Origin of the sequence: Enteroscipio rubneri, assembly GCF_963929405.1 — a bacterium.
Taxonomy (GTDB): Bacteria; Actinomycetota; Coriobacteriia; order Coriobacteriales; family Eggerthellaceae; genus Enteroscipio; species Enteroscipio rubneri.
In genome coordinates, this window is the sequence record NZ_CAWVIN010000003.1 from 1,210,429 (window position 1) to 1,234,393 (window position 23,965).

The following is a 23,965-nucleotide window of genomic DNA, read 5'->3' on the forward strand; positions in this document are numbered from 1 at the left end:
GAGGCGTTGTAAACGATCCGGTCGGCTCAGGCGCGTTTCGGCGAGACGACGGGGAAGGTGTACGAACCGATGAAGTCGATGAACCGGTCGACGATCTTGAGACGGTTCTTGTCGTTGCGGTAGATCAGGTACACTTTGTGGAAGTCTTTCGGAAGGCCGTCAATAGTGAGGATGGCTACGTCGTCGAACGACTTGACCAGGAATGAGTAGCAGATCAGCGCCATGCGCGAGGGATCGGACGAGACGAGGCTGCACAGCGTGATCTCGTCGTTGTAGCTCTGGTCGATCGTGAGGCCTTGCTCGACGAGCGGACGCATCTCCTCTCCGGCGGGATTGATGCCGGCGACGTAACCGGCAAGATCGTAGCCGCGCAACTCGTCGAGGCCGATGCTCGTTCGCTTCGCCAACGGGTGGTCGCGATGGACGCCTAGCACGAGCTCCTGCGACCAGCAGTGCAGGTAGCACAGGTCGGGATCCTCGCGTATCTTGCCGCCGAATACCACATCGAGCTTCCCCTTCTTCAACTCGTCGACGAGGTTGTAGGTGAAGCCCTGCTCGATGTCGATGAGCAGATCTACTCCAAGCTCGCGCTTGAACTCCTGCACGGCTTGCGACCATTGCTTTCCCTGCATGGCGAATGTGGTGCCCAGCTTGAGCACGCCGTATTGGCGCTCAACGCGCTCGTGCACGAGTGAGATCCCCTTCTCCAGGTTGATGAGCGCAAGGCACACGTATTCGTAGAAATCGCGCCCCGCGTCGGTGAGTTCGACCTGATGCGAGCTCTTGACGAACAGGGGCGTGCCCAGCTCCTTCTCGAGTTGCGCGACCGCCCCGGAGAGTGTGGGCTGTGCGATGTAGAGCTCGCGTGCCGCCCGGGTGAAGTGCTTGACTTCGGCGAGCTTCTGGAAGTAGTACAGATGGGACAGGTTCATGGGCGCTCCCACGTATCGAACGGTTGTCGGCATGGTCCCGTGGATCGGAGCGGCGTGCGCGTCGGCGATCCGGCGGCTGCCCTGATTATAGGGGAAACCGGGAAAAGGGAAAACCGACAAAAGCCCCCGGAAGGGGGCTTTTGTCCGAGCGCCGAAAGGGTTGGCGACGGTGCGAGGGTCGCCCGAGGTCGGAAGCGCTCGGGGAACGGCGGTTAAAGAGACATGCGACTGCTAGTCGATGTCGACGATTTGCTTCCTCTCTGCCGATTCGAGAATCGCGTTGATCACCTTGAGTGTGGCCAGGCCGTCCTCGCCGGTGCACCGCGGGGTTTTCTCCCGGCCGGTGCACAAATCGACGAAGTGCTCGAGCTCGGCGGTCATCGGGTCGTTCTTTTCAAGTTCGAAGTGCTCCTTGACCAACGGCTCTCCCCATCCGAAATGGCCTTCCTCGTAGGAGTAGAAGTCCATGTTCGGAAAGCCCAGCGAGCCCTTCGTGCCGAAGAAGTGCAGGCTGTTCTCGCCCGGACTCCACTTGAAGAAGTGGTTCTCGCAGGCGGAGAGGTCGTAGTTCCACGGGCCGGGCGTGCCGTCGGAGATGAAGTAGGTAGCCGTCGGGCCCTCGGCAAACTCGTAGAGCACCGACACCGAGTCCTCGATCTCGTTGCCGCGAATGGAGTTGCGGCTGGCGGCGTAGACGCGCTTGACGGTCAAGCCCGTGGTGTAATTGAGGTCGTCCACGTCGTGGATGGCGTTGATAAGCAGCGGGCCGCCGCCTTTCTTGGTGTGCCACTCCACGTCGTAGTACGCATGGGGCTTCGCGATGGCGTAGGTGCCCTGCACGCCTACAAGGTCTCCCAAGCGGCCCGACTCAATGAATTCGCGCAGGAACAGATACTTGGTCGACGAACGGCGATGGTGGCCGATGAGCAGGGTGGCCCCTTCCTCCTCGCACATGGCGATGATTTTCTCGGCATCTTCCACCGTGTTCGCGATGGGCTTCTCCAACAGGATATTGCGGATGCCCGCATCGAGGCAGGCGCGCGTGGACTGCACGTGCAGCCCGTTCGGGAGTGCGATGGCTACGGCGTCCAGGGGAACTTCTTTCAGCAGCACGTTGTAATCCTCGAACAGCGGCACGTCAAGCTCGGCGGCCACATCTTCGGCCTGCTGGCCGAAGCCGGCGACGGCGACGAGGTCGAGCTCGGGGTTCGCCACCGCGTCGCGGGCGATCTTGGATCCTTGGTTCAATCCGAATACGGCGAAGCGAATAGACATGATGGTACCTCTTTCTCGTATTGACAGGCGATCGGAAGGTTGCAGGGTGCACGCAACCAGACCTGCGCAGCGGGCCTCTTCAGAAACGGTTGAAGCGGAGAAGGGGTAGGAGGATCGCGGACGGGTCGGTTCGATGCTTCGGACCAAACGGCCCGCCCGCGATCCGCGATGCTAGTCGGTGTAGAATTTCTCCTCGATATAGCTCACCGGCATCTCCTGGCCGGTCCAGATCTTCTCGCCCAGGGCAGCCTGCCATAGCAGCATGCCCAGGCCGTTCACGGCCTTGTTGCCGTGGGCTTCCGCCATGGCGAGGAGCTTCGTCTTGCGAGGATTGTAGACGGTGTCGGCCACGGCCAGGCCGTCGTGCAGCATGTCCTCGTCCAGAGTGCAGCCGTCCTCCATCGGAGCCATGCCGACGCGGGTGGCGTTCACGAACAGCTGCGAGGAGGCCACCGAAGCGCGCAGGTCGTCCTTGTCGTCGAGGTCGTGCAGCGTGACGTTGCAGCCCGTCTTCGCTGCCAGCTCGCCGATGCGCTTCTCGGTGGCCTCGTAGAAGCTGTCGCGGATGTTGTAGACGTCGATCTCCTTGACGCCGTCAAGCGCGGCCTGCGTGAACACGGCCGATCCCGCGCCGCCTGCGCCGACGATGGTCATCTTCTTGCCGACGATGTCGACGCCGTTCTCCTTCAGGTTGCGCATGAAGCCGGCGCCGTCGGTGTTATGCCCGATGGCCTTGCCGTCCTTGACGACCACCGTGTTCACGGCCCCCATGAGGGCGGCGGCATCGGAGAGCTCGTCAAGATAGGGAAGCACGAGGGTTTTAAGCGGCATGGTGACGTTGTACCCGGCGAAGCCCATGGCCTTCATCCCCTTGACCACCGCTTCGACATCGTCGGGCTGCACATCGAACACCACGTAGGCGTAATCGAGCCCCATCTTGTCGAATGCGGCGTTGTGCATAGCCGGCGACATAGAATGTTCGACCGGGCTGCCGATGAGCGCGATCGTTTTAGTGTGACCAGAGATGCTCAGTTTTTCTGCCATGGTTGTCTCCTTCGGTTGCCGTCGATCGATTGCCACGGCCTCATTATCCACCACATGCGTTAAGTAAATCCAATAGGATTATTGCCCGTATGAGCTTCAGCGATAGAAGAAGTCTATCGATCCTGATGGTAAGGCGAATAGATGGATGCAGCTTGCGGTTTAGCGCGGTTTTTCCGCCACGTGCACGGCGGCGATGCCGCCTGTGTAGTTCTTCCACGTCACATCGCAAAATCCTGCTTCGCGCATCATCTGGGCGAGGTTTTCCTGGTTCGGGAACGCGCGGATGGAATTTCCCAGATAGACGAATCCCTCACGATCGCCCGTGATGAGCCCACCCCAGAACGGGATGAGATGCTTGAGGTAGAATCCGTACAGCGCCCGCCATGCGCGGTTCGGCGGTGTGGAGAACTCCAGGCACACGAGCGCGCCGCCGGGCTTGAGTACGCGGAACATCTCGGCGAGCGCGCGTGGGCGGTCGGGCATGTTGCGGATGCCGTAGGCCATGGTGATCACGTCGTAGGACGCGTCGTCGTAGGGGATGTTCTGGGCGTCCACCTCGTCGAAGTCCACCGGTACGCCGCAGCTTGCTCCTTCGCCGTAATGGGCGCGCGCCACATCCAGCATCTCGGGCACGAAATCTGTGAGCTGGATGTGGGCGGGTCGTTTCGTGCGAGCTACTGCGAATGCCACATCTCCCGTGCCGCCGGCGATGTCCAGCACGTCGCTCGTATGGTCGATGGGGGCTTGGCGCATCATGCCTGCAAGCCACAGTTTGTATGCGCCGAAGCTCGAGACGGCGTTGAAGCGCTCGTACTTCTTCGCGATGTTCGAGAATATCTCGTAGACGCGCTCGGAGGAGAGTTCGGCGGGTGCTTCTTTCCCGGTGGCGGTGTCGATGCTCACAGGCGGTGCTCCTGGTCGGTCGTGGGACGCTCGTAGGACGAGCGCGTCGGCGGAAGCCCCAGTATACGCCAATGGACGCGTCGGTCGAGCTGCGCGTCGGCGGCAGGCGTGTTCCCTTCCTGCGACTTACTGCGACTGCGCGGCGGTTTCCGGCGCCTCGCCTCGCCGGGCCCCTGGTTCCTCGCGTTGTGCTTCGGAGCTGCCACAGCGCCGGGCGGTTGCGCCGGATGGACGCCATGCGCTACAGTAAGCGCGTGCGCGAAGCGCGCACGTCCGTCGACTGCATACCGGGGGGGGGGTATTCAATGTATCGTGCGCTTATACTCGATGACGAGCCTGCGCACGCGCAGCGGCTCGCTCGGATGATCGGCTCCTCGCGGTTCGGCGTGCGGTTCGAGCTTGCATGCGCGCAGGACGTCTCCATGCTGTGCGCCGATACGGTTGAGCGGCCCGATGCGCTGTTCGCGGACATCCGGCTCGACGGCGCGTCGGATGTGGCAGGCGGCATCGAGCTTGTGCGCTCCCGGTTTCCGCGCGGGTGCGGCACGCAGGTGGTGTACGTGACCGGGTATGCGGAATACTGCACGCCAGTGTACGAGACCGAGCACGTGTACTTTCTGACGAAGCCCGTGAGGCAGGCCGAGCTGGACAACGCTCTGCGCGCTGTGCTGGCCAACCTCGATGAGCGGCGCATGGCGGCGATTCCCGTGCAAACCGGCGGTCGGTTGATCGGCCTCGTCCCGGGTCGCGTGCGCTACCTGGAGAGCGACCGGCGCAAGGTGCTCGTGCACGGCGAGGGACCTTGCATCGAGACGTATGCGACGCTGTCGGGGCTCAAGGCCCAGTTCCCATCCTCGTTCATCCAGTGCCACAAGAGCTTCCTCGTGAATATGGCTGCCATCGAGGAGATTGGCGCGCGCACGGTGAAACTGCGCACGGGCGAGTCGGTGCCCCTCAGCCGCCATCGGCGTGCGGATGTGAAAGAGGCGTACATCGCATTTTTGCGCGAGCAGCTTGCGTGAAGGGAGGCGCGCATCATGCCGACGGAGCTCCTTCTTTCCAACGCCGCGCTTGAGATGGTTTCGTTTCTCATCGTGGGAATCGCCGCAGCGTGGGGCATGGTCAAGCTGCTCTCTGTGCGCCATGCCGGTCTGTTCGCGGTCGTCTACGCCGGGGTGCCGGCGCTCGTGAACGCGTTTGGGTACGGGATTCTGAGCGGCGAGGTTGGTTTCATTCTCCTTCTACTCTCGTATATCGCGCTGCCGGTTGCGCTGTCCGAGGGCGGTCTCGCGCTCAGAATCGTCGTCGCGGTAGCGGCTTTGATCTGCGTCACGGCGACCGAAGCAGTCGAGTGGGCGCTCTGGGGCGTCGTCCTCGCTGGGCCGGTGCCGGAAGGGTTCGAACAGTATTTCGATACGGTGCGCCGGAACGTGCCCGTGTGGATGGCCGTGCAGCTCGTGCGCGCCGCCATCGTGCTGCTCCTGCTGCGCGCGCTGCGGGCGGCGGTGCGGCGGTGCGGCTCGTGGGGTTCTGCGGAGGCCTGGCCGTTCGTCGTGCTGGCGGCAAGCCAGCTGGGGCTTTTTCTCCTGGCCGCCATACCCGGCTGTCTGGTTGATCTCGATGCCTGGTGGTATGGAGCGGTCGTCGTCCTCGCTCTCGCATGCGTGGCGGTCGACGCGATCGTACTCGTCCTTCTGGGCCATCAGGAGCGGGCACTCGTCGAGGGACGTCGGGCCGCATTGCTGCAGAAGCGGCTCGATGAGCAGCGCGCCTGCTACGCTGCGACCATGGATGAGCTGGAGAAGATCGCGTGCATCCGTCACGACGCGCGCAATCAGCTGCAGACCATCGAGGAGCTGACGGAGCGGGGCGAATTCGGGCGGGCGCGCATGCTCGCGGCGGATCTGCGCGCGGCGTGCGAGTCGGGGGAAGGGGAGGCGCGGCGATGAGCGCGGTCTTCATGGCGCTTCCGCTTGCGGCGCTGGCGGGCGTGTTTGTATTCTACGCGCTTCGTCCGGGGCTGCCGTCGGCGGAAAGCCGCGTTGCCGCGATCCTGATTCCGGCGAGCCAACTGGCCATCGTGGCGTTTCTGGCCGCGGCGGTCCTGTTCTGCAGCCTTCCCGTGCCCCTCGCGGCCGCTGTTGCCTGTGCGGGCATCGCCTGCGCGGCGGCCGATCTGGCGCTCGTGCGCGTCCTGCGCGCGGCTGAGGGACGGAAGCTCGCGCGCGAGCGGACCCGCATCGCGGCTGAGCGGCTTGAGGCGCAGCGCGCGTGTCGGGAGCGAACCGAGCGCGAGGCGAGGGCTGCGCGCGACGAGCGTCGGACGCTGGCCGAAACGCTGCGGCGGATGGAGTGGCTGTTGGGCGCGGCGCAGGGCGAGCAGGCCCTGGCCTGCTCGCACGCGGCCTCCGATGCGCTCGGCGGCGAGAGGCGGATATGCGGGCATCCCGCCGTCGATGCGCTGCTTGCGCTCAAGCGGCGGGCATGCGAGGAGGCGGGAGTCCGTGTCGTCTTCGCCGTCGAGCTGCCGACCGAGGCGGCCATTCCCGACATCGATGTGTGCGCCGCATGCTCGAACATGCTCGACAATGCGCTGCAGGCGGCGCGCGCAGCTGCCGGCGACATGCGGTTCATCGAGTTTCGCGCCCGCCTCGACGGAGGCTACCTCGTCATCGACGCGCGCAACGGATGCGCTGCGCCGCCTGCTGCGCCCGACGGCGGCGCTTTGCAGCGGGAGCGCCGGGCTTCGACCGAGCCGGCCGAAGGCGAGTCGGACGCGATCGTTCCCGAGCACGGATGGGGTCTTGTTATCCTGCAGGATCTGGCGCAGCGGTACCGGGGGAGCTTCGAGGCGGGCGCGAGCAAAGGGGTGTGGCGCACGACGGTCGCGCTCGAAAACAGGCCGGTCGCCCGGTAGCGGGACGCAATTCATGACATCGGAGGAGCCTGTTGCGACGTTCGCGTTGATCGTCGGCGCGGCGATGCGCACAATACCCTTCATGCCCGGCACGCTGCAAGCCGGGCCGAAGCGGCCCTCCGGCGCATCGGCTCAGCCGGAGCGGACGCTCATAGCATCCGACGAACCAAGGAGGGTATTGCATGAACGTATCGTCTCAAACGACCGCGCGCTCGTCGAGGCGCACCCTGGCGGCTGCGCTTGCACTCAGCGCGGTCCTGGCAGGTGGGCTTTTAGCCGGCTGTGCGAGCGGCCAGCAGGAGAAAAGCGCCGAGGCTCCCCAGCAGAGCGAGCAGCAGGAGCCTGCCGCTGCAACCGAACAGGTGACGTATCCGTTCCGCGCGGTGATCGATCGAGCGAATTTGGATCCTGCGTACACGGGGGCCTTGGAGTGCGTGGCAACGAAGCACCTGGAAAGCCAAGGCATCGAGAACATTTGTATTGCAAGCGACGGCACGGCCAAGGTCGAAGCTCCCGAGGGGACGTGGGACGAGCTTAAGGCGTACGTGTTCGAGTTCGCGTCTGCACAGGCGGCTCAAGAGGCGACCTACACCTCCTCCGACGAGGCCGGCAACGCGCAGGAGGCGGCGGCTGCACCGTTGTCGTGCGAGATCGGGGACGACTTCGCAACGCTGTCGATCGGCGCCGATTTCGCACGCGACGCCTTCGGCATGGCGCAGGGCGCAAGCTCCGTGGTGACGCAGGCGGTCGGCTGTGCGGCCGAGTACCGCACGTTCGCGGGGCTCGATTCGACGATCCATCTGACCATTGCCGATGAGACAGGCGCGGTGCTGTTCGACCAGGACGTCGACGTGTCGAATTCTGATTACTTCACTCAGCTCGAGCCCTTGTTCTACCCTGCCGCCTAGCGGGAGGCATCTGTACGCTCTCAGGGAGCGGGTCCATGTCCCTTCCAGCCCGTTGCAAGGCGCCGCGCGGTTCTGCGACTGCGCGGCGCCGTCTTGCCGTCTCGCCGCCGCCTCCTCCCGAAGGGCCTCTGTGTTTTCGTGGGAGAGCGGTCCGGGGATGCTATCATACAGTGCACACGATCGTGCCCGGCACCGGGAGATAGACGAGGCAGCTATGTTATTGTGCGCACAGTACGTTCTTCCTATTACCTCCGAGCCGTTCCAGCATGGTGCGGTGCTCATCAGAGACGGTGTTATTCGTGACATCGGCTCGGTCGACATGCTCAAGCTCCGCTATCCCGACGAGGAGATCAAGGACTTCGGCCTTGCAGCGCTCATGCCGGGCTTCGTCGATCTGCATACCCATCTGGAAAACTCCGTCATGCGCGGCGTCGTGCATGACGTGCCCTACACCACCTGGATCATGTCGGTGGTGGAGAAGAGCGCGAAGATGGACGTGAGCGATTGGTACGACTCTGCCATTCTCGGCGGGCTCGAGGCCCTTTCAAGCGGTATCACCTGCGTTGCCGATATCACGGGGACGGGTGCGGCCTGCACCGCTACGCAGAAGCTCGGCATGCGTAGCGTCATCTACCGCGAAGTGGGCGCCATGGATAAACGACGCGTCGACTACGCCATGCGCGTGGCGGAGAACGATATCATGCACTGGCGCGAAGAGGTGGACGAGAGCCGCATCACCATCGGCATTGCACCGGCGGCCATGTACGCATGCCATCCCTCCGTGTACGGCAAGGTTTCGGAGTTCGCCCGGCGCGAGGAGCTCCCCGTGGCCATGCACCTCGCAGGCAACCGGGAGGAGTACAACTTTATCAAATACGGCTCGTCGCCGTTTTCCGTGCACACGATGGACCAGAAGCGCGGCTACGTGGAGATCCCACCGTGGCTTCCCACGGGCACCACGCCCGTTCGCTATGCACTGAACTGGGGCGCGTTCGAATCGGACAACGTGCTGGCCATCCATTGCGTGCACGTGGACGACACGGACGTGAAGAAGTTGAGGGAATACGACGTGGCGGTTGCCGTCTGCCCGCGCTGCAACGCGCAGCTGGGTATGGGCGTGGCGCCTCTCGACGAGTTCATGCGCTCCGATTTGCGGTTGGGCTTGGGAACCGATTCGCCGGCGGCCACCGATTCTACCGACATGCTCATGGAGATGCGCATCGGCATGCTCGTGCAACGCGCGGTTAACGTCGGTCAGTTCCTCGATTCTGCGACCATGCTCGAAATGGCCACCATCGGCGGCGCGCGGGCGCTCAAGCTCGACGACAAGATCGGATCGCTCGATGTCGGCAAGCGCGCCGACATCATCGCGGTCGACCTTTCGAGTTCGCACCAGACGCCCACCACCGATCCGGTGTCCGCCGTCGTGAACACGTGCAGCGGCGCCGACATCCTCATGACCATGGTGGACGGCGTGGCCTTGTATGAGAAGAACAAGTGGAACGTGGGCGTGGAGGTCGCCAAGAGCATCGCCCGCGTCATCGAGATCCGCGGCAAGTTGAGGGTGTAGTGCTATGGCAACGAATCAAAAGCTCACCGCAAAGCAGAGAAGCGAACGCGTCAAGGCGGCGCAGGAACGGGAGAGGCTCGAAAAAGAGCGCCGCGAGGCGGCCGAGCGCACAAAGAGGATATTCACCATCGTCGTGTGCGTGATCCTCGTGCTCGCACTCGGCATTCCCACGGTGGCACTCTCGTTCCTCAGCATGTAGCAAGGTGGTGCGAACCGTCGGCTGCTCCACGCGAACCGCCGGCTTCGGCCCGAAGCCCCGCCTTCCCTCCCTGCCGTGACGCGTGCGGGAGTGCGTACCATGCTTTTTCTGAAGTGGTCACTCGTTCGGCTCGCTCTCATACGTTTGTGATACTATGAATCGTTGCCGCGCATGTCGTGGCAACGAGAGCTGCATTTGCAACGAGAGATGAGTTCAACCTCAACCGCACAAAGGGGACTACGTTGTTTGGCATAGGTTCATTCGAGCTTTTCCTCATTCTGCTGTTCGGGTTCCTCGTATTCGGACCCGACAAGCTGCCCGCGATGGCCAAGACGCTGGGGAAGGCGATCAATAAATTTAGAAGCGCTCAGGAGGAGATGAACAAGGTCATCAAGACCGAGGTCTACGATCCGAACTCCGACGAGCCGTTCAAGAACCCCCTCGAGGCGCTCTCCAAGGTCGCCGAAGGATCGGACGACAAAAAGGATGCCAAGCAGGAGAGCTTCTCCGAGCGCAAGGCCAAGTACGACAAGGAGCGCGCTGCAAAGAAGGAAGCGGAGGCCAAGAAGGCCGAGGCTTCGGGAGCAGCCGCTGCGGCCGCAGGCGCCGCGGCGAAGGCCAGCGACGATGCCAAGGCCGACGCTGCGAAGAAGCCCGCTGCCGCATCGAGCGCGAAGCCGAAGCCGAGCGCCGATGAGTTGTACGGCACGAAGCCTCCTGCTAAGAAGCCGGCCGCCTCCTCCTCGACATCCGGCGCTGCATCTGCCGCTCCGACTTCAACGGCTGGTGCCAAGCCCTCCGCCGCGGCGGCTGCCGCAAAACCTGCGACAGATTCCGCCGCCCAGCCCGCGGATTCCAAGCCCGCTTCTGCAGCGAAGCCCGCCGCCAAGACGGAAGCCGAAAAGGCGGCGGCTCGCTCGGCTGCCGCGAAGAAGGCCGCTGCGACGCGGGCTGCGAACAAGGCCGCTGCGGCAGGCGGTGCCGCAAAGCCCGAGACGAACGAGAAGGGGGAGTAAGTCATGCCCATCGGACCGGCACGTATGCCCCTGTTCGACCATTTGGGCGAGTTGCGCATGCGCCTCGTGCGCATCCTTGCAGTCCTCGCCATTTCGGTTGTCGTGTTCTATCTTGCCTCGGCCACGGTCGTCGACTTCCTCATAATGCCGATCTCCGAGTACCTGCCGTCGGGAGCGCTCACCACGCTCACGCCGTTCGAAGGTTTCAGCGTGCGCTTCAAAGTGTCGCTGTGGGCCTCCGTCGTCGCTTGCTCGCCGGTCATTCTGTGGCAGATCCTTGCATTCTTTCTGCCGGCGCTGAAGCCGAGCGAGCGCAAGTGGTTCATCCCGACGTTCGCTGCCGCAGTCGGCTTGTTCATTTTCGGCACGGTGTTCTGCTACCTCATTATTCTTGATCCGGCGTTCCAGTGGCTCACTGACCAGTCGGCCGGGTTCGCTACTGTGCAGGCTCAGGCGAGTTCGTTCATCGATACTATCGTCAAGTTCGAGATTGGTTTCGGCTTCGCCTTCGAACTCCCGTTGGTCATCTTCTACCTGGTTATCTTCGACGTGATTCCGTACAAGAAGCTGCGCGGCTCGTGGCGGACGGTGTACATAGCGCTCATGGTGATCTCGGCCATGGTGACGCCCGATGCCTCGCCGGTCACGATGCTGCTCATGTTCGCAGCGCTCGTGGTGCTGTACGAGGCGAGTCTTTTGATCTCGCGTATCGTGCTCTCGAAGCGCATCAAGCAACAGAACGAGGACATGGAGCGGGAAGAGGCCGAAGAAGCTGCCGCCGAGCAGGCAGCGCAGAAGAAGGCGCTCAAGGCGAAGAAGTAAGCATGGCGCTTCTCCCCATCGGCCTGCATAGCCGTCGTGCGCCGCAGATGGCCCCGACGCCGAAAACTCCGGTTCGATGTGCGCCCGCAGGCGCCTCGAGGCGGTGCGCAACGGTCGCATGCAAGCCGTCTTGCATGCGAAGACATGCAGTGCGTCTCGGATAAGCGCAGGAGCCGATCTCGCCCGGAATGATCTTCGTAGACGATTTCGTGTCCGCCGGCGTGTCGCAGTGCGCTTTCTCTGGGCCTATCGGCTACTATGGTGTTTGAAAACGAACATCGAAAGCCATCGTCGATAGGAGCGTCATGCACGAGTTGGGAATCATGACGGGCGTCATGGATGCGGTGTGTGCTTCAGCGAAGCAGGCGGGCGCGACAAGCGTTCTCAAAGTCAGCCTTTCGGTGGGCGAGATGACCGAGGCGATCGAGGATGCGCTGAGGTTTGCCTTCGAAGCCCTGTCCGAGCAGTCGGACTACGCGCTGTGTGCGAACGCCGAGCTAGAGATAGCCATGGTCGCACCTCGGAGCCGCTGCTTGGAGTGCGGCGCGGAGTACGAGCACGACAGATTCCATATGCTGTGCCCGGAGTGCGGCAGCTTCGCAACCCAGCTCATTGCCGGTCGTGAATTGCAGATCGATTCGATCGAGGTTGATATCCCGGACGAGTAGCGCCCTTTCGAGCGCATCGAGGCTCCATGACCCCGCAATGACGAAGAGCGCGGCTTCGCCCTCGGCGCTTCGCTTGTCCGCATGTGCCAGTCGGGCCGAACAGCTCGGCGATCTTGCACACGTTGATGCTTTCCGCTGATTTTGTTTGCTCGATGAACTAAACTGCAAGGCAGACCAAAGGAGTCAGTATGCAGATTGATATGAAGCAACCGATCCTCGACAAAAACGACCAACTGGCATTCGAGCTGCGCGAGCGGTTCGCAACGAATCGCGTGTTCGTACTCGACCTTCTAGCCAGTCCCGGATCGGGCAAGACGTCCACCATCCTGGCCACCATCGACGCGTTGCGCGACGAGTTCAACATCGCCGTCATCGAAGGCGACATTGCCAGCAGCGTCGATGCGGAGAAGATCAAGGCGCAGGGTATACCTGCGGTGCAGATCAACACCGGTGGCGCGTGTCATTTGGAAAGCGCTATGCTGAAGCGAGCCGTCGATGTGCTGGATCTCGAGCGCCTCGACCTCATCATCGTCGAAAACGTGGGAAACCTCGTGTGCCCCACCGATTTCGATTTGGGCGAGAACGCGAAGGTTATGATCCTTTCGGTGCCTGAAGGCGACGACAAGCCGCTCAAGTATCCTGGAGTGTTCCAGGCGGCCGAGGCGGTGGTACTCAACAAAGTGGACACGATGCCCGTGTTCGACTTCGATCGCGAGGCATTCGAATCCGCCGTCAAGCAGCTCAACCCGCAAGCGCCCATATTCCCCATCGCGGCCACGAAGGGCGACGGGGTGGAGGCATGGGCTGAATGGCTGGCGGAACGCGTGCGCGCTATTCAGTAGGAGGTGCTCGATCGGCGTCTGAATGCGCGGGCAGCGTGCGCGTCTGGTCGACGCCGAACCAGCTTGTAGCGGATACGCGCAAATCCACGAGCGACCGGCGGACTCGAACGATGCCGAACGACAGAACGAGCTCGGTGGAAGCCGAATGCGCGAACGGTTCCAAAGTCGAAACAATCCGAGCCTACACTGGGGTGTGTCGAAGCTGCTGAGGAAAGGAAGACCATGAACACCGAAGAGCGGTATCGCGCGTGCGTCGACGCGCTGAAGGACTATGCGGACGGCGCGGGCTTCACCGATGTCGTTATCGGTCTGTCGGGCGGTATGGATTCAAGCCTCGTTGCCGTTATGAGCGTGGATGCGTTCGGGGCCGACCATGTGCACGGCGTGATGCTGCCCGGACCGTATTCAACCGAGCACTCGCTCGACGATGCACGGCAGTTGGCCGATGCCCTCGGCATCGACGCATGCGTCGTTTCGATTTGCGAGCCGTTCGAGGCCTTCGAGCAGGTGCTTGCGCGTGCATGCGGCGGCGAACTGGCGGGATTGGCCGCGGAGAACACGCAGGCTCGCTGTCGCACGGTGTGCCTCATGGCGTTGTCGAACCGCTTCGGCTGGATGCTCGTGAACACGGGCAACAAAAGCGAATCCATGATGGGCTACTCGACGCTCTACGGCGATACCGCCGGTGCGTTCGCCCCTCTTGGAGGCTTATACAAGACCGATGTGTACGAAGTCGCGCGCTGGCGCAACGAGGCGGCGGTGGCTGAAGGGGCCGTTCCCCCTATCCCCGAGCACGTGTTCGTCAAGCCGCCGAGCGCCGAGCTCTCGCCCGATCAGGAGGACGAGAAGAGCATGGGCATCGACTATCCGACGCTCGACGTGCTGCTCGTCGCCCATAAGGAGCGCGGCCTCGGGCCGGAAGAGCTCATCGCGGAAGGCTTCGACGCCGCCACCGTGGAGCGCATCGTAGCCACGGTGGCGGCGAACGCTTTCAAGCGCGCTTTGGAGCCGCCGTTCCCCTCCGCGCCCTTCTACGACTGATCTGCGTTGGTGCTCCTGATGGGCGTGAGTTGAAGCATGGCGTCGATGCGTTGGCCGAGCATGTTCCGTGGAGCCTTCATGGGCCACTACGATCTGCGCACGCGGCTTCGTGCGAAATGATGTTGCGAATCTTCGCCTCCCGCGTCGCAGGTCCGCGCGGAATCGCGCCTGCATTTCATCATCCTGATCGGAGTGCGCAGCACCCCCGTCGTCCCGTGCGAAGCGCGCAGTCGAAGGGCCTTGCGCCGCGTCGACCTCGGCTCGGCTGCTGAAAAACCGAATTCCGTCAAGAAAACGAGGTATGGGAAGCCCGAAGCCGGTTTTCGGGCCGCCTGCGAAGAAAGCAGGCGAGCCTTCAGCTTCGTTTGCGCAGGTCGCGCGATGGTGTCTAGAGTTCGAAGGCTCGCTGGCTCTCCCATACCTCGTTTTTCTCGCAGAATTCGCGGATTCCGCCGCTGAACCGACGGGGCGCGGCGGGACTTCTGCGCAGCGAGCGGGGGCGGGAGCGGGGCCTAAACGGCCTCCTGTGCTGCATCCGGCGGCCGCGCCGGCACGAGGCCGGCTGCTGCAGATGCGCGCGCATGCCGCACACTTTGCGAAGATTGCATGACGCTGCGCCGCGCCGCCCTCGCCTTTTCGGCGCGCTCTCTATACTCTGATGCCCATCGGAAACGGATAGAGCAAAGGGGCGTAAGTGCAATGGAGCGACGCGCGTTCTTCAAACTGGCGGGCATCTCGGCGGCGTCGCTGGCTGCGCTCGGCGCGCTCGGCGCGTGCGACGCCGGGATTGTTGAAGATAATCCCCTGATGGGCGCTTTGGAATCCGATGACGCGTCCGAATCCTTGTCGCCCGCAGGTTCGCCCGCGGTCTCGTTTTCTGCTGAGGTTGACGTCCTGATCGTGGGCAGCGGCGTCGCGGGCCTGTCCGCGGCAATAGCTCCCGTCAAGGCGGGGCGGTCGGTAATGATCGTGGACAAGCTCGAGCTGCTGGGCGGGGAGAGCTACGAATCGAACGGCGTCATATGCGTCGCCGGGAGCGACGTGCAGCGCGCCGCGGGCGCCGATCGCTCGATCGACGAGGCGTGGCAGGTTGTTCAGAAGAAGTTGAGCGAGGTCGGCGTCGTCGAACTTGCGCTCGCCCAGCGTCTGTTCGAGGCGGCTCCGCGATGGGTCGATCTTCTTGCAAGCGAGTACGGTGCGCAGTTTTCCGATCCATCCATCGTCGAGTCGGACGACGTGAAGGGCCTGATCCTGCTGCCGAAGAACGGCTTGGGCGACATGGAGAGCATCATGGTTCCATTGCGCGACGGACTTCTCGATGCCGGTGCCGTATTCCATACCGATTACCGGGCGACAGCAGTCATCCTCTCGGAGGCAGCGGTGGTGCGCGGCGTGCGCTTCTCTGTAGCGAAGGGGACTTCGACGGTCGATGTAGGCGCCCGCCGCGTCGTTGTGGCTGCGGGCGGTTTCTCGAGCAGCCAGCCGCTCGTTCACAGCTACCTGCCCGACCAAGAGCGCATCGCCTGCTATACGACCGCATCGATGGGCGAGGGCCAAATGCTGTGCGAGGCCGTCGGCGGTCAGCTCGAAGGCATGGACGTAGCGGCTCCGCTCACGAGCGATATCCCCCAAGCTGCGGCATGGGGGCTGTTCGGGCCGACGCTCATCGTCGATGCGCTTGGCAATCGGTTCGCACGCGAGGACAGTATCGATGCGGCGGCGAACGCCTGCGCGGCCGACGAACGCGGCTATTGGTGGACGATCTTCGACGAGGAGCTGGTAAACGGCGGCCAGTCGCGCAGCTTGGCGCAGGTGACGAGCGGGAACTCCCGGCGGGTTGTCGGACCCTGCAACGATCTTGCCGCGCTCGCCGCGCAGGCGGGCATTCCGTCCGAAACGCTGGAGGGCACGTTCGCTCGCTTCGATGCCGCCATCGAAGCCGGCAAAGATGAGGATTTTGGGCGCACGTCCTTCCTGCAGAAGCTCAACCCGCCGTACTACGCCATCAAGCAGATGCCCGTTCGCTACAAGACGCGCGGCGGAGTGCGAACCGATGAAGACGGGCGTGTGCTCGGATCGCTCGATGCGGCGATTTCGGGCATCTATTGCTGCGGCGCATCGGCGGCTATCGGCATGGCGGGTATCGCGGCGAGCGGCGCATCGGGCATGCTGGTGGGCGAAGCGGTGGCTGCCTCGCTTGAAGGCGACGACGCCTAGGGGCCAGGGCGGTCGGGAGGGCGGCGGATCCGAGCGGCTGCTCGCTTCGCTCGCAGGATTGCGGACCCGCCGCTTTCGCTCTGCGGCGTTGCCGTGAGGTTGCCGACCTGCAAGAAGGCGGCAACCGGTTCTTGATGACCTCATGACACAATGACAGCACGTACTCGCCAAAGCGGCGCCGATTGCGCATGGGCGCCAGCGTCGCTATGGACAAGGAAGTGGAGGTCAGCATGGCTGAGGACAACACAGGACTTACAAGCGCTGCGAAGCGGACGGTATCGCGACGGTCGTTTTTGACGGGAGCATGCGCGGCAGGCGCGCTTGCGGCTGTCGGCGGATTGACGGCGTGTGCAGGCACGCCCCAGAATGACGGGCAGGGGACCGAGGGCGGATCCGGCAGCGGCACGAACGGCGACGGGGCGGCAGGCAATGCGGCTCCCAGCTCGATCGACAAGACCTACGACACCGATCTGCTTATCGTCGGCGCCGGCGGCAGCGGTCTTGCGTGCGCGGTGCAGGCGGCGCTTAACAACATGAACTTCATCGTGGTGGATCGAAACAGCCAGGTAGGCGGTAATGCGAGCTTTGTCGAAGGCATGTTCGCCGTCAACTCCTCGCTTCAGCGCGAGCAGGGGATCGATATCAAGCCCGCCGACGTCATCGAGGCCGAGCTGACGCGCGGCCAGCATCGCCAGAACGGCGATTACTGGCTTGATCTGGTAAACAATTCGGCTGACAACATCTCTTGGTGTCAAGAGCAGGGCGTGCAGTATTCGGGTACGGTGGACGACTACTACGGTGGCCTGTTCCCGACGTTCCATTGGTTCAAAGAAGGCAAGGCGGCGGTCGGCTACGTCGAGCCCATGAAGAACCGTCTGGACGAGCTTGGCGTCGAGCTGCACCTCAATACGACGGTGAACGGTCTGATCATGCAGGATAAGAAGGTTGCCGGGGCCTACGCTGACGGCGACGAAGGCACAGTGCAGTACAACGCGAAGGCGGTCGTGTTCGCAACGGGCGGGTTCGGCGGCAACGCCGAGGTCATCGCCGAGCAGGGTTGGGACACCGATGGTGTTCATATCGTTGGATCGCCGAATGCCGCTGGCGACGGCTACCGCCTTGCCATGGACAATGGCGGGAAGAACATGATGGCGGGCTCGGCCCAATCCATCCTGTACGCCATCCAGGCCTTCCCGGCCATCGACTTCCACGACGCGGCCGAGAACCCCATCAACGGGTATTTCGGCATCGCTGCGGGCGGTCCGGTGCTGTGGGTGAACGAGGCGTGCGAGCGCTACAGTCGCGAGAACCTCACGGCCGACAACCTGGTGCTCCAGTGCATTCCCGGCAAGGACAACAAGGCCAACTACGTATTGTTCGACCAGGCCATCTTCGATCAATTCTTCGGCAAAGACGATGACGCCAAGAAGATGTTCCAGGACGGTTTGGCCAGCAACGACGGCAACAGCCTGTTCCAAGCCGATACGGTTGAGGACCTGGCTGGCAAATTCGATCTCGACGCCGATGCGCTCAAGGCGACGGTCGATCATTACAACGAGCTGTGCAAGGCAGGAGCCGACACCGATTTCGGCAAAGCGGCCGACCTCATGGTGCCCGTCGAAACCGCGCCGCTCTATATGGCGAAGCTTTCGTACAGCTACTTCTTCTCTGTCGGGGGTATTGCCACCGACAAGAAGCGCCGCGTGCTCGACGGCGATATGAACCCTATCGAAGGCCTCTATGCCATCGGCAACGACGGCAACATGCTCTACCGCAACGTGTACACCATCAACATGCCGGGCACTGCGTTCGGGAACCAGGTGAATTCGGGCCGCGAGGCCGCGAACGCCGCCATGGAGTACGTGCAGGGCTAATCCGATCGGGCGAGGGAGGGGGTCCTGAAAGGGCTCCGAAAGACCGCTCGCTGCGCTCGCAGGATCTTTCGGAGCCCTTTCAGGACCCCCTCCTCCGGTTGCATGCCAGCAGAACTGCGGGCGCGCGGCCGGACCTCGGACGGCTGGGAGCCCTTGGAGTGGGGATGGCTCGCTGCGCTCGCAGGATCTTTCGGAGCCCTTTTAGGACCCCCTCCTCCGGTTGCATGCCAGTAGAACTGCGGGCGCGCGGCCGGACCTCGGACGGCTGGGAGCCCTTGGGGGAACCGCTCGCTGCGCTCGCGGTTTCGGGGGGCTTTCGAAATACCTCTGCTGATGTATGGCGCTTGCGGTGTCGGGCGCGTACCATGACGGCATGGACAACTTTCTTGTGAACAATCGTGCGATGACTCCGAAAGATTGGGGAGTCGACGCCGCCGTGGCCGCGATGGCGTTTCTTATAGGGTGCGGCCAGCTCATGCTGGCGGCGTCTTCCATTGTGATTCCCGACTTGGCCATGCGGCAATATTTGGGCATCGTGAATGTCGTGCCCAGCACTTCGGTGTTCGTGGCGCTTGCCCTCACCACGTTGCCGCTTGCGGTGCGCCGCCGGTTTCCGTGGCCGGTGTTCCTGTTCACCTTCGTCGCCTTCATCGGGTTGCAGAATGCGTTCAGCGGTTTCTCGCTTTCCATCATCGGCCCGGTCGTAGCCGTCTACACCATCGCCTGCGAACTCAGCCGCGTTGAGGCGGCGATTGCCGTCGCCCTCGCCGTGCTCGGGCTCGTGTTCTCTGAAGCGCCTTCGCGCACGGCGAGCCTTGCGTTCTTCACGCGCGCGACCAACATCGCGCTCGTCGCGGCTGCAGCGTTGGGCGGATATGCATATCGCACGCACCGCGCCTACGTGGAGGCGGTGGAGCAGCGCGCCGAAGAGGCCGAACGCGCAGGCGCGCAGGAAGCGGCTCGTCGGGTCGAAGAGGAGCGTGTGCGCATAGCCCGGGAGGTGCACGACATCACGGCGCATTCCCTTTCTGCGGTCAGCGTCCAGGCCGCAGCAGCTGAGCGCCTGGTCGATCGCGACCCTGCGGCGGCGAAGGAGGCTATAGCCGCGGTGCGTGCGACCGCGAAGGGCGCGCTCGACGATATCCGCAGCATGATCGGCGTGCTGCGGCATGGCGATTCGCCCACCGACATGGCTCCAACGGTGGGCACGGACCGTCTTGATGATCTGGTCGTCTATCTGGGCAAGGCGGGAATCGCTGCGTCCCTCGACGATGCCGGGTATGATCGCAGCCGCGTGCCCGCCCACGTGGATGTGGCCCTTTTCGGCATTGCGCGCGAGGCGGTTACCAATATCGTGCGCCATGCGCATGCCCAAACTGCTGTGCTGTCTCTTGCGCTCGAAGGAGGCCGCGCACGGCTCGTCGTCGAGGACGACGGACGTGGATTTGACGTGGCGGATTCGGAGCATGGACATGGGATCGAGGGCATGCGCGAACGCGCGCGACTGCTTGGCGGCACGCTCGAGGCAGATGCGCGTCCAGCCGGCGGATTCCGCGTGACGGCGGTGCTGCCGACGGGCGCCGGAACGGAAGGACGCGAGGCATGAGAGACGAGCGGACAGCTGCGATGGCTTCTGGAAATGGACGGATCGGCCCCGATTCGCCGCGGGACGTTCCGCTGCGCGTGCTCGTAGCCGACGATCAAGACTTGGTGCGCAGCGGATTCCGGCTCATTCTTCTGTCCTATGACGGCATCGAGGTGGTGGGGGAGGCGCGCGACGGCGAGCAGGCGGTCGAGCTGGCGCGACGTTTGCGTCCTGACGTGGTGCTCATGGATATTCGCATGCCGCACATGGATGGGATCGAAGCCACGCGCACCATCAGAAACGATACTGCGCTGGACGAGGTGCACGTGCTCATTCTCACCACGTTCGACCTGGATGAATACGTGTATGATGCGCTTGCGGCCGGGGCGAGTGGTTTCCTGCTCAAGGACGCCGATCCCGACGAGATCGCTTCGGCTGTGCGCGTCGTCTCCCAGGGCGACGCGCTCATTGCGCCTTCCATCACTCGGCGGCTTGTCGAAGCGTTCGTCGCGTCGCGTCCCGCGAGCGCGGGAGCCGCTGGCAGAACCGCCGCTCTGCGTGCGCTGACCGATCGCGAGCGCGAGATACTTGTGTACGTGGCCCGGGGCCTGTCGAACGACGAGATAGGCGCGCGCCTCTTCATTTCGCCTGCCACGGTGAAGACCCACCTTGCACGCATCATGGCCAAGCTCGATGCGCATGACCGCGCTCAGCTTGTCGTGGCCGCCTACGAGGGAGGGCTCGTCAAGCCCGGACCGACCCTGCCGTAATGGTCACGACCAGTTGTGGCGAAAATTTGACGATTCGTTTAAACCTTAGTCAAAGCGACTGAGGTTTTCTGCAAATTCTCTTGAAATCCGAATCAAGGGTGTTATGATAACGCAGTGTTTAGCACTCGTTACCGCGGAGTGCTAGCAGTCGCCACAACCGAGTGGTTAAATAGAGTATCAACGCGGCAACCGGCTTCGTGGATGAGACGGACGAAAGGAAGGCAACGTTATGAACTTGAAACCATTGGGTGATCGCGTCATCATCAAGCAGGACGAGGCGGAAGAGAAGACCGCTTCCGGCTTGTATCTCGCCTCCGAGGCGAAGGAAAAGCCCCAGACGGGCGTTGTGCTGGCTGTGGGAGAAGGCAAGCTCGATAAGGAGGGCACGCTGGTTCCCGTTCCGGTGAAGGTGGGCGACAAGGTCATCTACGGCAAGTACGGCGGCACGGAAATCCATGTCGACGGCGAAGACGTGCTCATCGTGCGCGCAGACGACTTGTACGCGGTGTTCGAGTAAGTCTCATTCCTTGTTGATCCAACGGGTACATTCATCGAAAGGAAGCACATATCATGGCTAAAGATATCAAATTCGAGGCAGATGCCCGCAGTGCGCTTGCCGCAGGCGTGAGCAAGCTGTCGGATGCCGTCAAGGTGACGCTTGGCCCCAAGGGCCGCTACGTCGCTCTCGAGAAGTCCTACGGCGCCCCCACCATCACCAACGATGGCGTGACCGTGGCCAAGGAAGTGGAGTTGGAGGATCCCGTCGAGAACATGGGCGCCCAGCTCGTGCGCGAGGTGGCTGTGAAGACGAACGACGTGGCCGGCGACGGCACCACCACCGCCACGCTGCTGGCCGACGTCATCGTGTCCGAGGGCCTGCGCAACGTGACCGCCGGCGCCGATGCGCTCGGCATCCGTCGCGGCATTCAGAAGGCCACCGACGCTATCGTCGACGCCATCAAGGCCGATGCGACGCCCGTCTCCACGAAGGAGCAGATCGCGAATGTCGGCACCATCTCCGCCGGCGACGCTGAGATCGGCGAGAAGATTGCCGAGGCCATGGACGCCGTGGGCAACGACGGCGCTATCTCCGTGGAGGAGAACGCCGCTTCGTTCGACCTGGAGCTCGACATCGTCGAGGGCATGCAGTACGACCGCGGGTACATCTCGCCGTACATGGCCACCGATATGGAGAAGATGGAGGCCGTGCTGACGGATCCCTTCATTCTGCTCACGGACCAGAAGATCACCAACATTCAGGACATGGTCGGACTGCTTGAGGAAATCATGCGCTCCGGTCGTCCGCTGTTCATCGTCGCCGAGGACGTCGAGGGCGAGGCTCTTGCCACCATCCTGCTGAACAAGCTGCGCGGCACCTTCAACTGCGTCGCCATCAAGGCTCCCGGCTTCGGCGATCGCCGCAAGCGCATCCTCGAGGACATTGCCGCTGTCACGGGCGCGCAGGTCATCGACAAGGACTTCGGCATGACCATGGCGGATGCCCGCATCGACATGCTCGGCCATGCTAAGACGGTCAAGGTCACCAAAGACGCCGCTCTTATCGTTGACGGCGCTGGCGAGAAGTCGGCCATCGAGGATCGCATCAATCAGATCAAGGCCGAGCTCGAGCGCGTCGATTCCGATTTCGATCGCGAGAAGCTGCAGGAGCGTCTGGCGAAGTTGTCCGGCGGCGTGGCGGTGCTCAAGGTGGGTGCAGCAACCGAGTCCGAGCTCAAGGAGAAGAAGTCCCGCATCGAGGATGCTCTGCAGGCAACCCGTGCAGCCGTCGAGGAGGGCATCGTCGCCGGCGGCGGCGTGGCGCTGGTAGACGCGTTGCCCGCTCTCGACAAGCTGGACACGACCGACAAGGACGAGGAAGTCGGCGTGAACATCATCCGCAAGGCGCTCGAAGCTCCGATGCGCGCTATCGCCCAGAACGCGGGCTTCGAGGGCAGCGTCGTTGTCGAGCACGTCAAGGGCATGGGCAAGGGCGAAGGCCTGAACTGCGCCAACGGCGAGTACGGCGACATGATCCAGATGGGCGTGAACGATCCGGTGAAGGTGACCCGCACCGCGCTGCAGTCCGCAGCTTCCGTTGCAGCCCTCATCCTCATCACCGAGGCCACCATCAACGACATCCCGAAGGATCCGGATCCGGCGGCCATGGCCGCGGCTGCTGCCGGCGGTATGGGCGGCATGATGTAATCTGGGTTCCGCCGGCTTTCAGCCGGCGGAACAGCCCAGCGCCCTTTGCGGGCGCTTCGGTTCGCGTGTTGGACCGAAACCACCTCAAACTCGGAAACGCTGGGCGGTCCCGTCGGGGCCGCCCCGTTTTGTGCGTCGGGCGCGGCATGCTCCCCGGACGAGCGTTCCGGGCATGTGCGGTCCCGGCAACCACGTGATCGGCGCTTTCGGAAAATAGTGACCGTTCGGCTACGCCGAAGCCGCGACAGGATCCTTCGACTACAATAGCAGGGCTATGGAAGAATTCGCACATATCGCTGGGCATGTCCTCGAGCATTCGGTCGCCGACACGCTCTACATCATCCCGTTCCTCTTCGTCACCTACCTCGTTATGGAGTGGCTTGAACACAAGACGAGCGGCAGGACCGAGGCGGCCGTGCAGCGCGCGGGCGCGGCGGGGCCCGCGGTAGGCGCTCTTGTGGGCGTCGTGCCGCAATGCGGCTTCTCGGCTGCGGCGGCAACGCTGTGGGCGGGACGCGTGATCACGCTCGGGACACTGTTCGCGGTCTTTTTGTCTACGTCCGATGAGATGCTGCCTATCTTCATCGCCGAGCAGGTGCCGGTGGTCGTCATCCTGAAGATCCTCGCTGCGAAGATCGTCATCGGCATGGTGATGGGCTTTTTGGTTGATGCGGGCATGCGCATCGCACGTCGCATCGATTCGCCTCTGCACATTCACGAGCTATGCGAGCGCGACCACTGCCACTGCCATGATGGCGAAGGCGGCATCCTAAAAAGCGCCATCAAGCACACCTTGCAGGTCACCTTGTTCGTCTTCCTCATCACCCTTGTCCTGAACGGCGTCTTGGAAGTGGTGGGCGAGGACGTGCTGGGAGAGTTTCTGAGCGCGAACCCGGCGCTTTCGGTTTTCGGGGCGGCACTTGTGGGCCTCGTGCCTAACTGCGCCGCCAGCATCGTTGTCGCGCAGCTCTATGTGAGCGGCGTGCTCGGTTCAGGCGCGATGCTCGCTGGCCTGCTTGTGAGCGCAGGCGTGGGCTTGCTTGTGCTCGTGCGTACGAACCGCCACTGGAAGCAGAATGTCGCCATCATCGCAGGGCTGTACGTCACCGGTGTCGTATGGGGCTTCATAGCGAATGCGCTCGGAGTTGTATTCTAGCCGTCCGAGCCTCCCGGCGAC

At 63.2% G+C, this 23,965-nt stretch carries 22 protein-coding genes; 18 read left to right on the forward strand and 4 right to left on the reverse strand.

Annotated elements, in window-relative coordinates:
* Nucleotides 1–26: 26 nt before the first annotated feature.
* The 4 genes from ABGT83_RS11965 to ABGT83_RS11980 form a co-directional block, all read right to left on the reverse strand.
* Nucleotides 27–932, reverse strand: coding sequence for a LysR family transcriptional regulator (locus ABGT83_RS11965; RefSeq protein WP_170042398.1), 906 nt, complete (start codon nt 930–932; stop codon nt 27–29).
* 231 nt (nt 933–1,163) lie between these two features.
* Entirely contained in the window at nt 1,164–2,207 is a 1,044-nt protein-coding gene (locus ABGT83_RS11970) for a Gfo/Idh/MocA family protein (RefSeq protein WP_103263784.1), read from the reverse strand.
* A gap of 171 nt (nt 2,208–2,378) precedes the next feature.
* A complete protein-coding gene (gene aroE, locus ABGT83_RS11975) occupies nt 2,379–3,251 on the reverse strand; it encodes a shikimate dehydrogenase (RefSeq protein ID WP_103263785.1) in 873 nt (290 codons plus the stop codon).
* Between the two features lie 159 nt (nt 3,252–3,410).
* The gene (locus ABGT83_RS11980) at nt 3,411–4,154 is read right to left on the reverse strand and encodes a class I SAM-dependent methyltransferase (RefSeq protein WP_346687788.1); all 744 of its coding nucleotides are present in this window, start codon (nt 4,152–4,154) and stop codon (nt 3,411–3,413) included.
* 305 nt (nt 4,155–4,459) lie between these two features.
* Between ABGT83_RS11980 and ABGT83_RS11985 the strand changes: the two genes are divergently transcribed.
* The 18 genes from ABGT83_RS11985 (at nt 4,460) to ABGT83_RS12070 (ending at nt 23,944) form a co-directional block, all read left to right on the forward strand.
* On the forward strand, nt 4,460–5,176 hold the full coding sequence (locus ABGT83_RS11985; RefSeq protein WP_346687790.1) for a LytR/AlgR family response regulator transcription factor: 717 nt from the start codon (nt 4,460–4,462) through the stop codon (nt 5,174–5,176).
* A 15-nt stretch (nt 5,177–5,191) separates the two neighbouring features.
* Nucleotides 5,192–6,103, forward strand: coding sequence for a hypothetical protein (locus ABGT83_RS11990; RefSeq protein ID WP_103263788.1), 912 nt, complete (start codon nt 5,192–5,194; stop codon nt 6,101–6,103).
* Nucleotides 6,100–7,071 (forward strand): GHKL domain-containing protein, encoded by a 972-nt coding sequence (locus ABGT83_RS11995; protein WP_346687791.1) that lies wholly within the window; start codon nt 6,100–6,102, stop codon nt 7,069–7,071. The genes ABGT83_RS11990 and ABGT83_RS11995 overlap by 4 nt, the downstream gene beginning before the upstream one ends.
* A 182-nt stretch (nt 7,072–7,253) precedes the next feature.
* Nucleotides 7,254–7,979: a hypothetical protein gene (locus ABGT83_RS12000; protein ID WP_346687793.1), complete on the forward strand. Its 726-nt coding sequence runs from the start codon at nt 7,254–7,256 to the stop codon at nt 7,977–7,979.
* A 214-nt stretch (nt 7,980–8,193) separates the two neighbouring features.
* Nucleotides 8,194–9,549 carry an amidohydrolase family protein gene (locus tag ABGT83_RS12005; protein WP_103263791.1) on the forward strand — a complete coding sequence of 452 codons (1,356 nt, stop codon included), beginning with the start codon at nt 8,194–8,196 and terminating at the stop codon, nt 9,547–9,549.
* Between the two features lie 4 nt (nt 9,550–9,553).
* A complete protein-coding gene (locus ABGT83_RS12010) occupies nt 9,554–9,748 on the forward strand; it encodes a CASC3 protein CASC3 (RefSeq protein ID WP_103263792.1) in 195 nt (64 codons plus the stop codon).
* A 242-nt stretch (nt 9,749–9,990) separates the two neighbouring features.
* Nucleotides 9,991–10,764: a twin-arginine translocase TatA/TatE family subunit gene (locus ABGT83_RS12015; protein WP_103263793.1), complete on the forward strand. Its 774-nt coding sequence runs from the start codon at nt 9,991–9,993 to the stop codon at nt 10,762–10,764.
* Nucleotides 10,765–10,767: 3 nt separating this feature from the next.
* Nucleotides 10,768–11,586: a twin-arginine translocase subunit TatC gene (tatC, locus tag ABGT83_RS12020; RefSeq protein WP_103263794.1), complete on the forward strand. Its 819-nt coding sequence runs from the start codon at nt 10,768–10,770 to the stop codon at nt 11,584–11,586.
* A gap of 305 nt (nt 11,587–11,891) precedes the next feature.
* Entirely contained in the window at nt 11,892–12,254 is a 363-nt protein-coding gene (locus ABGT83_RS12025) for a hydrogenase maturation nickel metallochaperone HypA (protein WP_103263795.1), read from the forward strand.
* A 188-nt stretch (nt 12,255–12,442) separates the two neighbouring features.
* The gene (gene hypB / locus ABGT83_RS12030; RefSeq protein WP_346687796.1) at nt 12,443–13,096 is read left to right on the forward strand and encodes a hydrogenase nickel incorporation protein HypB; all 654 of its coding nucleotides are present in this window, start codon (nt 12,443–12,445) and stop codon (nt 13,094–13,096) included.
* A 222-nt stretch (nt 13,097–13,318) separates the two neighbouring features.
* The gene (nadE, locus tag ABGT83_RS12035; protein ID WP_346687798.1) at nt 13,319–14,137 is read left to right on the forward strand and encodes an NAD(+) synthase; all 819 of its coding nucleotides are present in this window, start codon (nt 13,319–13,321) and stop codon (nt 14,135–14,137) included.
* 699 nt (nt 14,138–14,836) lie between these two features.
* Nucleotides 14,837–16,354, forward strand: a complete 1,518-nt coding sequence (locus ABGT83_RS12040; RefSeq protein ID WP_103263798.1) for an FAD-dependent oxidoreductase — start codon at nt 14,837–14,839, stop codon at nt 16,352–16,354.
* A gap of 188 nt (nt 16,355–16,542) precedes the next feature.
* Nucleotides 16,543–18,228, forward strand: a complete 1,686-nt coding sequence (locus ABGT83_RS12045; protein ID WP_239926173.1) for an FAD-dependent oxidoreductase — start codon at nt 16,543–16,545, stop codon at nt 18,226–18,228.
* 349 nt (nt 18,229–18,577) lie between these two features.
* Nucleotides 18,578–19,834 (forward strand): sensor histidine kinase, encoded by a 1,257-nt coding sequence (locus tag ABGT83_RS12050; protein ID WP_346687800.1) that lies wholly within the window; start codon nt 18,578–18,580, stop codon nt 19,832–19,834.
* A complete protein-coding gene (locus tag ABGT83_RS12055; protein ID WP_239926177.1) occupies nt 19,831–20,583 on the forward strand; it encodes a response regulator transcription factor in 753 nt (250 codons plus the stop codon). Before ABGT83_RS12050 ends, ABGT83_RS12055 begins: the two co-directional genes overlap by 4 nt.
* A gap of 229 nt (nt 20,584–20,812) precedes the next feature.
* Nucleotides 20,813–21,100: a co-chaperone GroES gene (gene groES / locus ABGT83_RS12060; RefSeq protein ID WP_103263799.1), complete on the forward strand. Its 288-nt coding sequence runs from the start codon at nt 20,813–20,815 to the stop codon at nt 21,098–21,100.
* A gap of 53 nt (nt 21,101–21,153) precedes the next feature.
* Nucleotides 21,154–22,788: a chaperonin GroEL gene (gene groL / locus ABGT83_RS12065; protein WP_103263800.1), complete on the forward strand. Its 1,635-nt coding sequence runs from the start codon at nt 21,154–21,156 to the stop codon at nt 22,786–22,788.
* Between the two features lie 274 nt (nt 22,789–23,062).
* The gene (locus tag ABGT83_RS12070) at nt 23,063–23,944 is read left to right on the forward strand and encodes a putative manganese transporter (RefSeq protein ID WP_346687801.1); all 882 of its coding nucleotides are present in this window, start codon (nt 23,063–23,065) and stop codon (nt 23,942–23,944) included.
* The last annotated feature ends 21 nt before the right edge of the window (nt 23,945–23,965 follow it).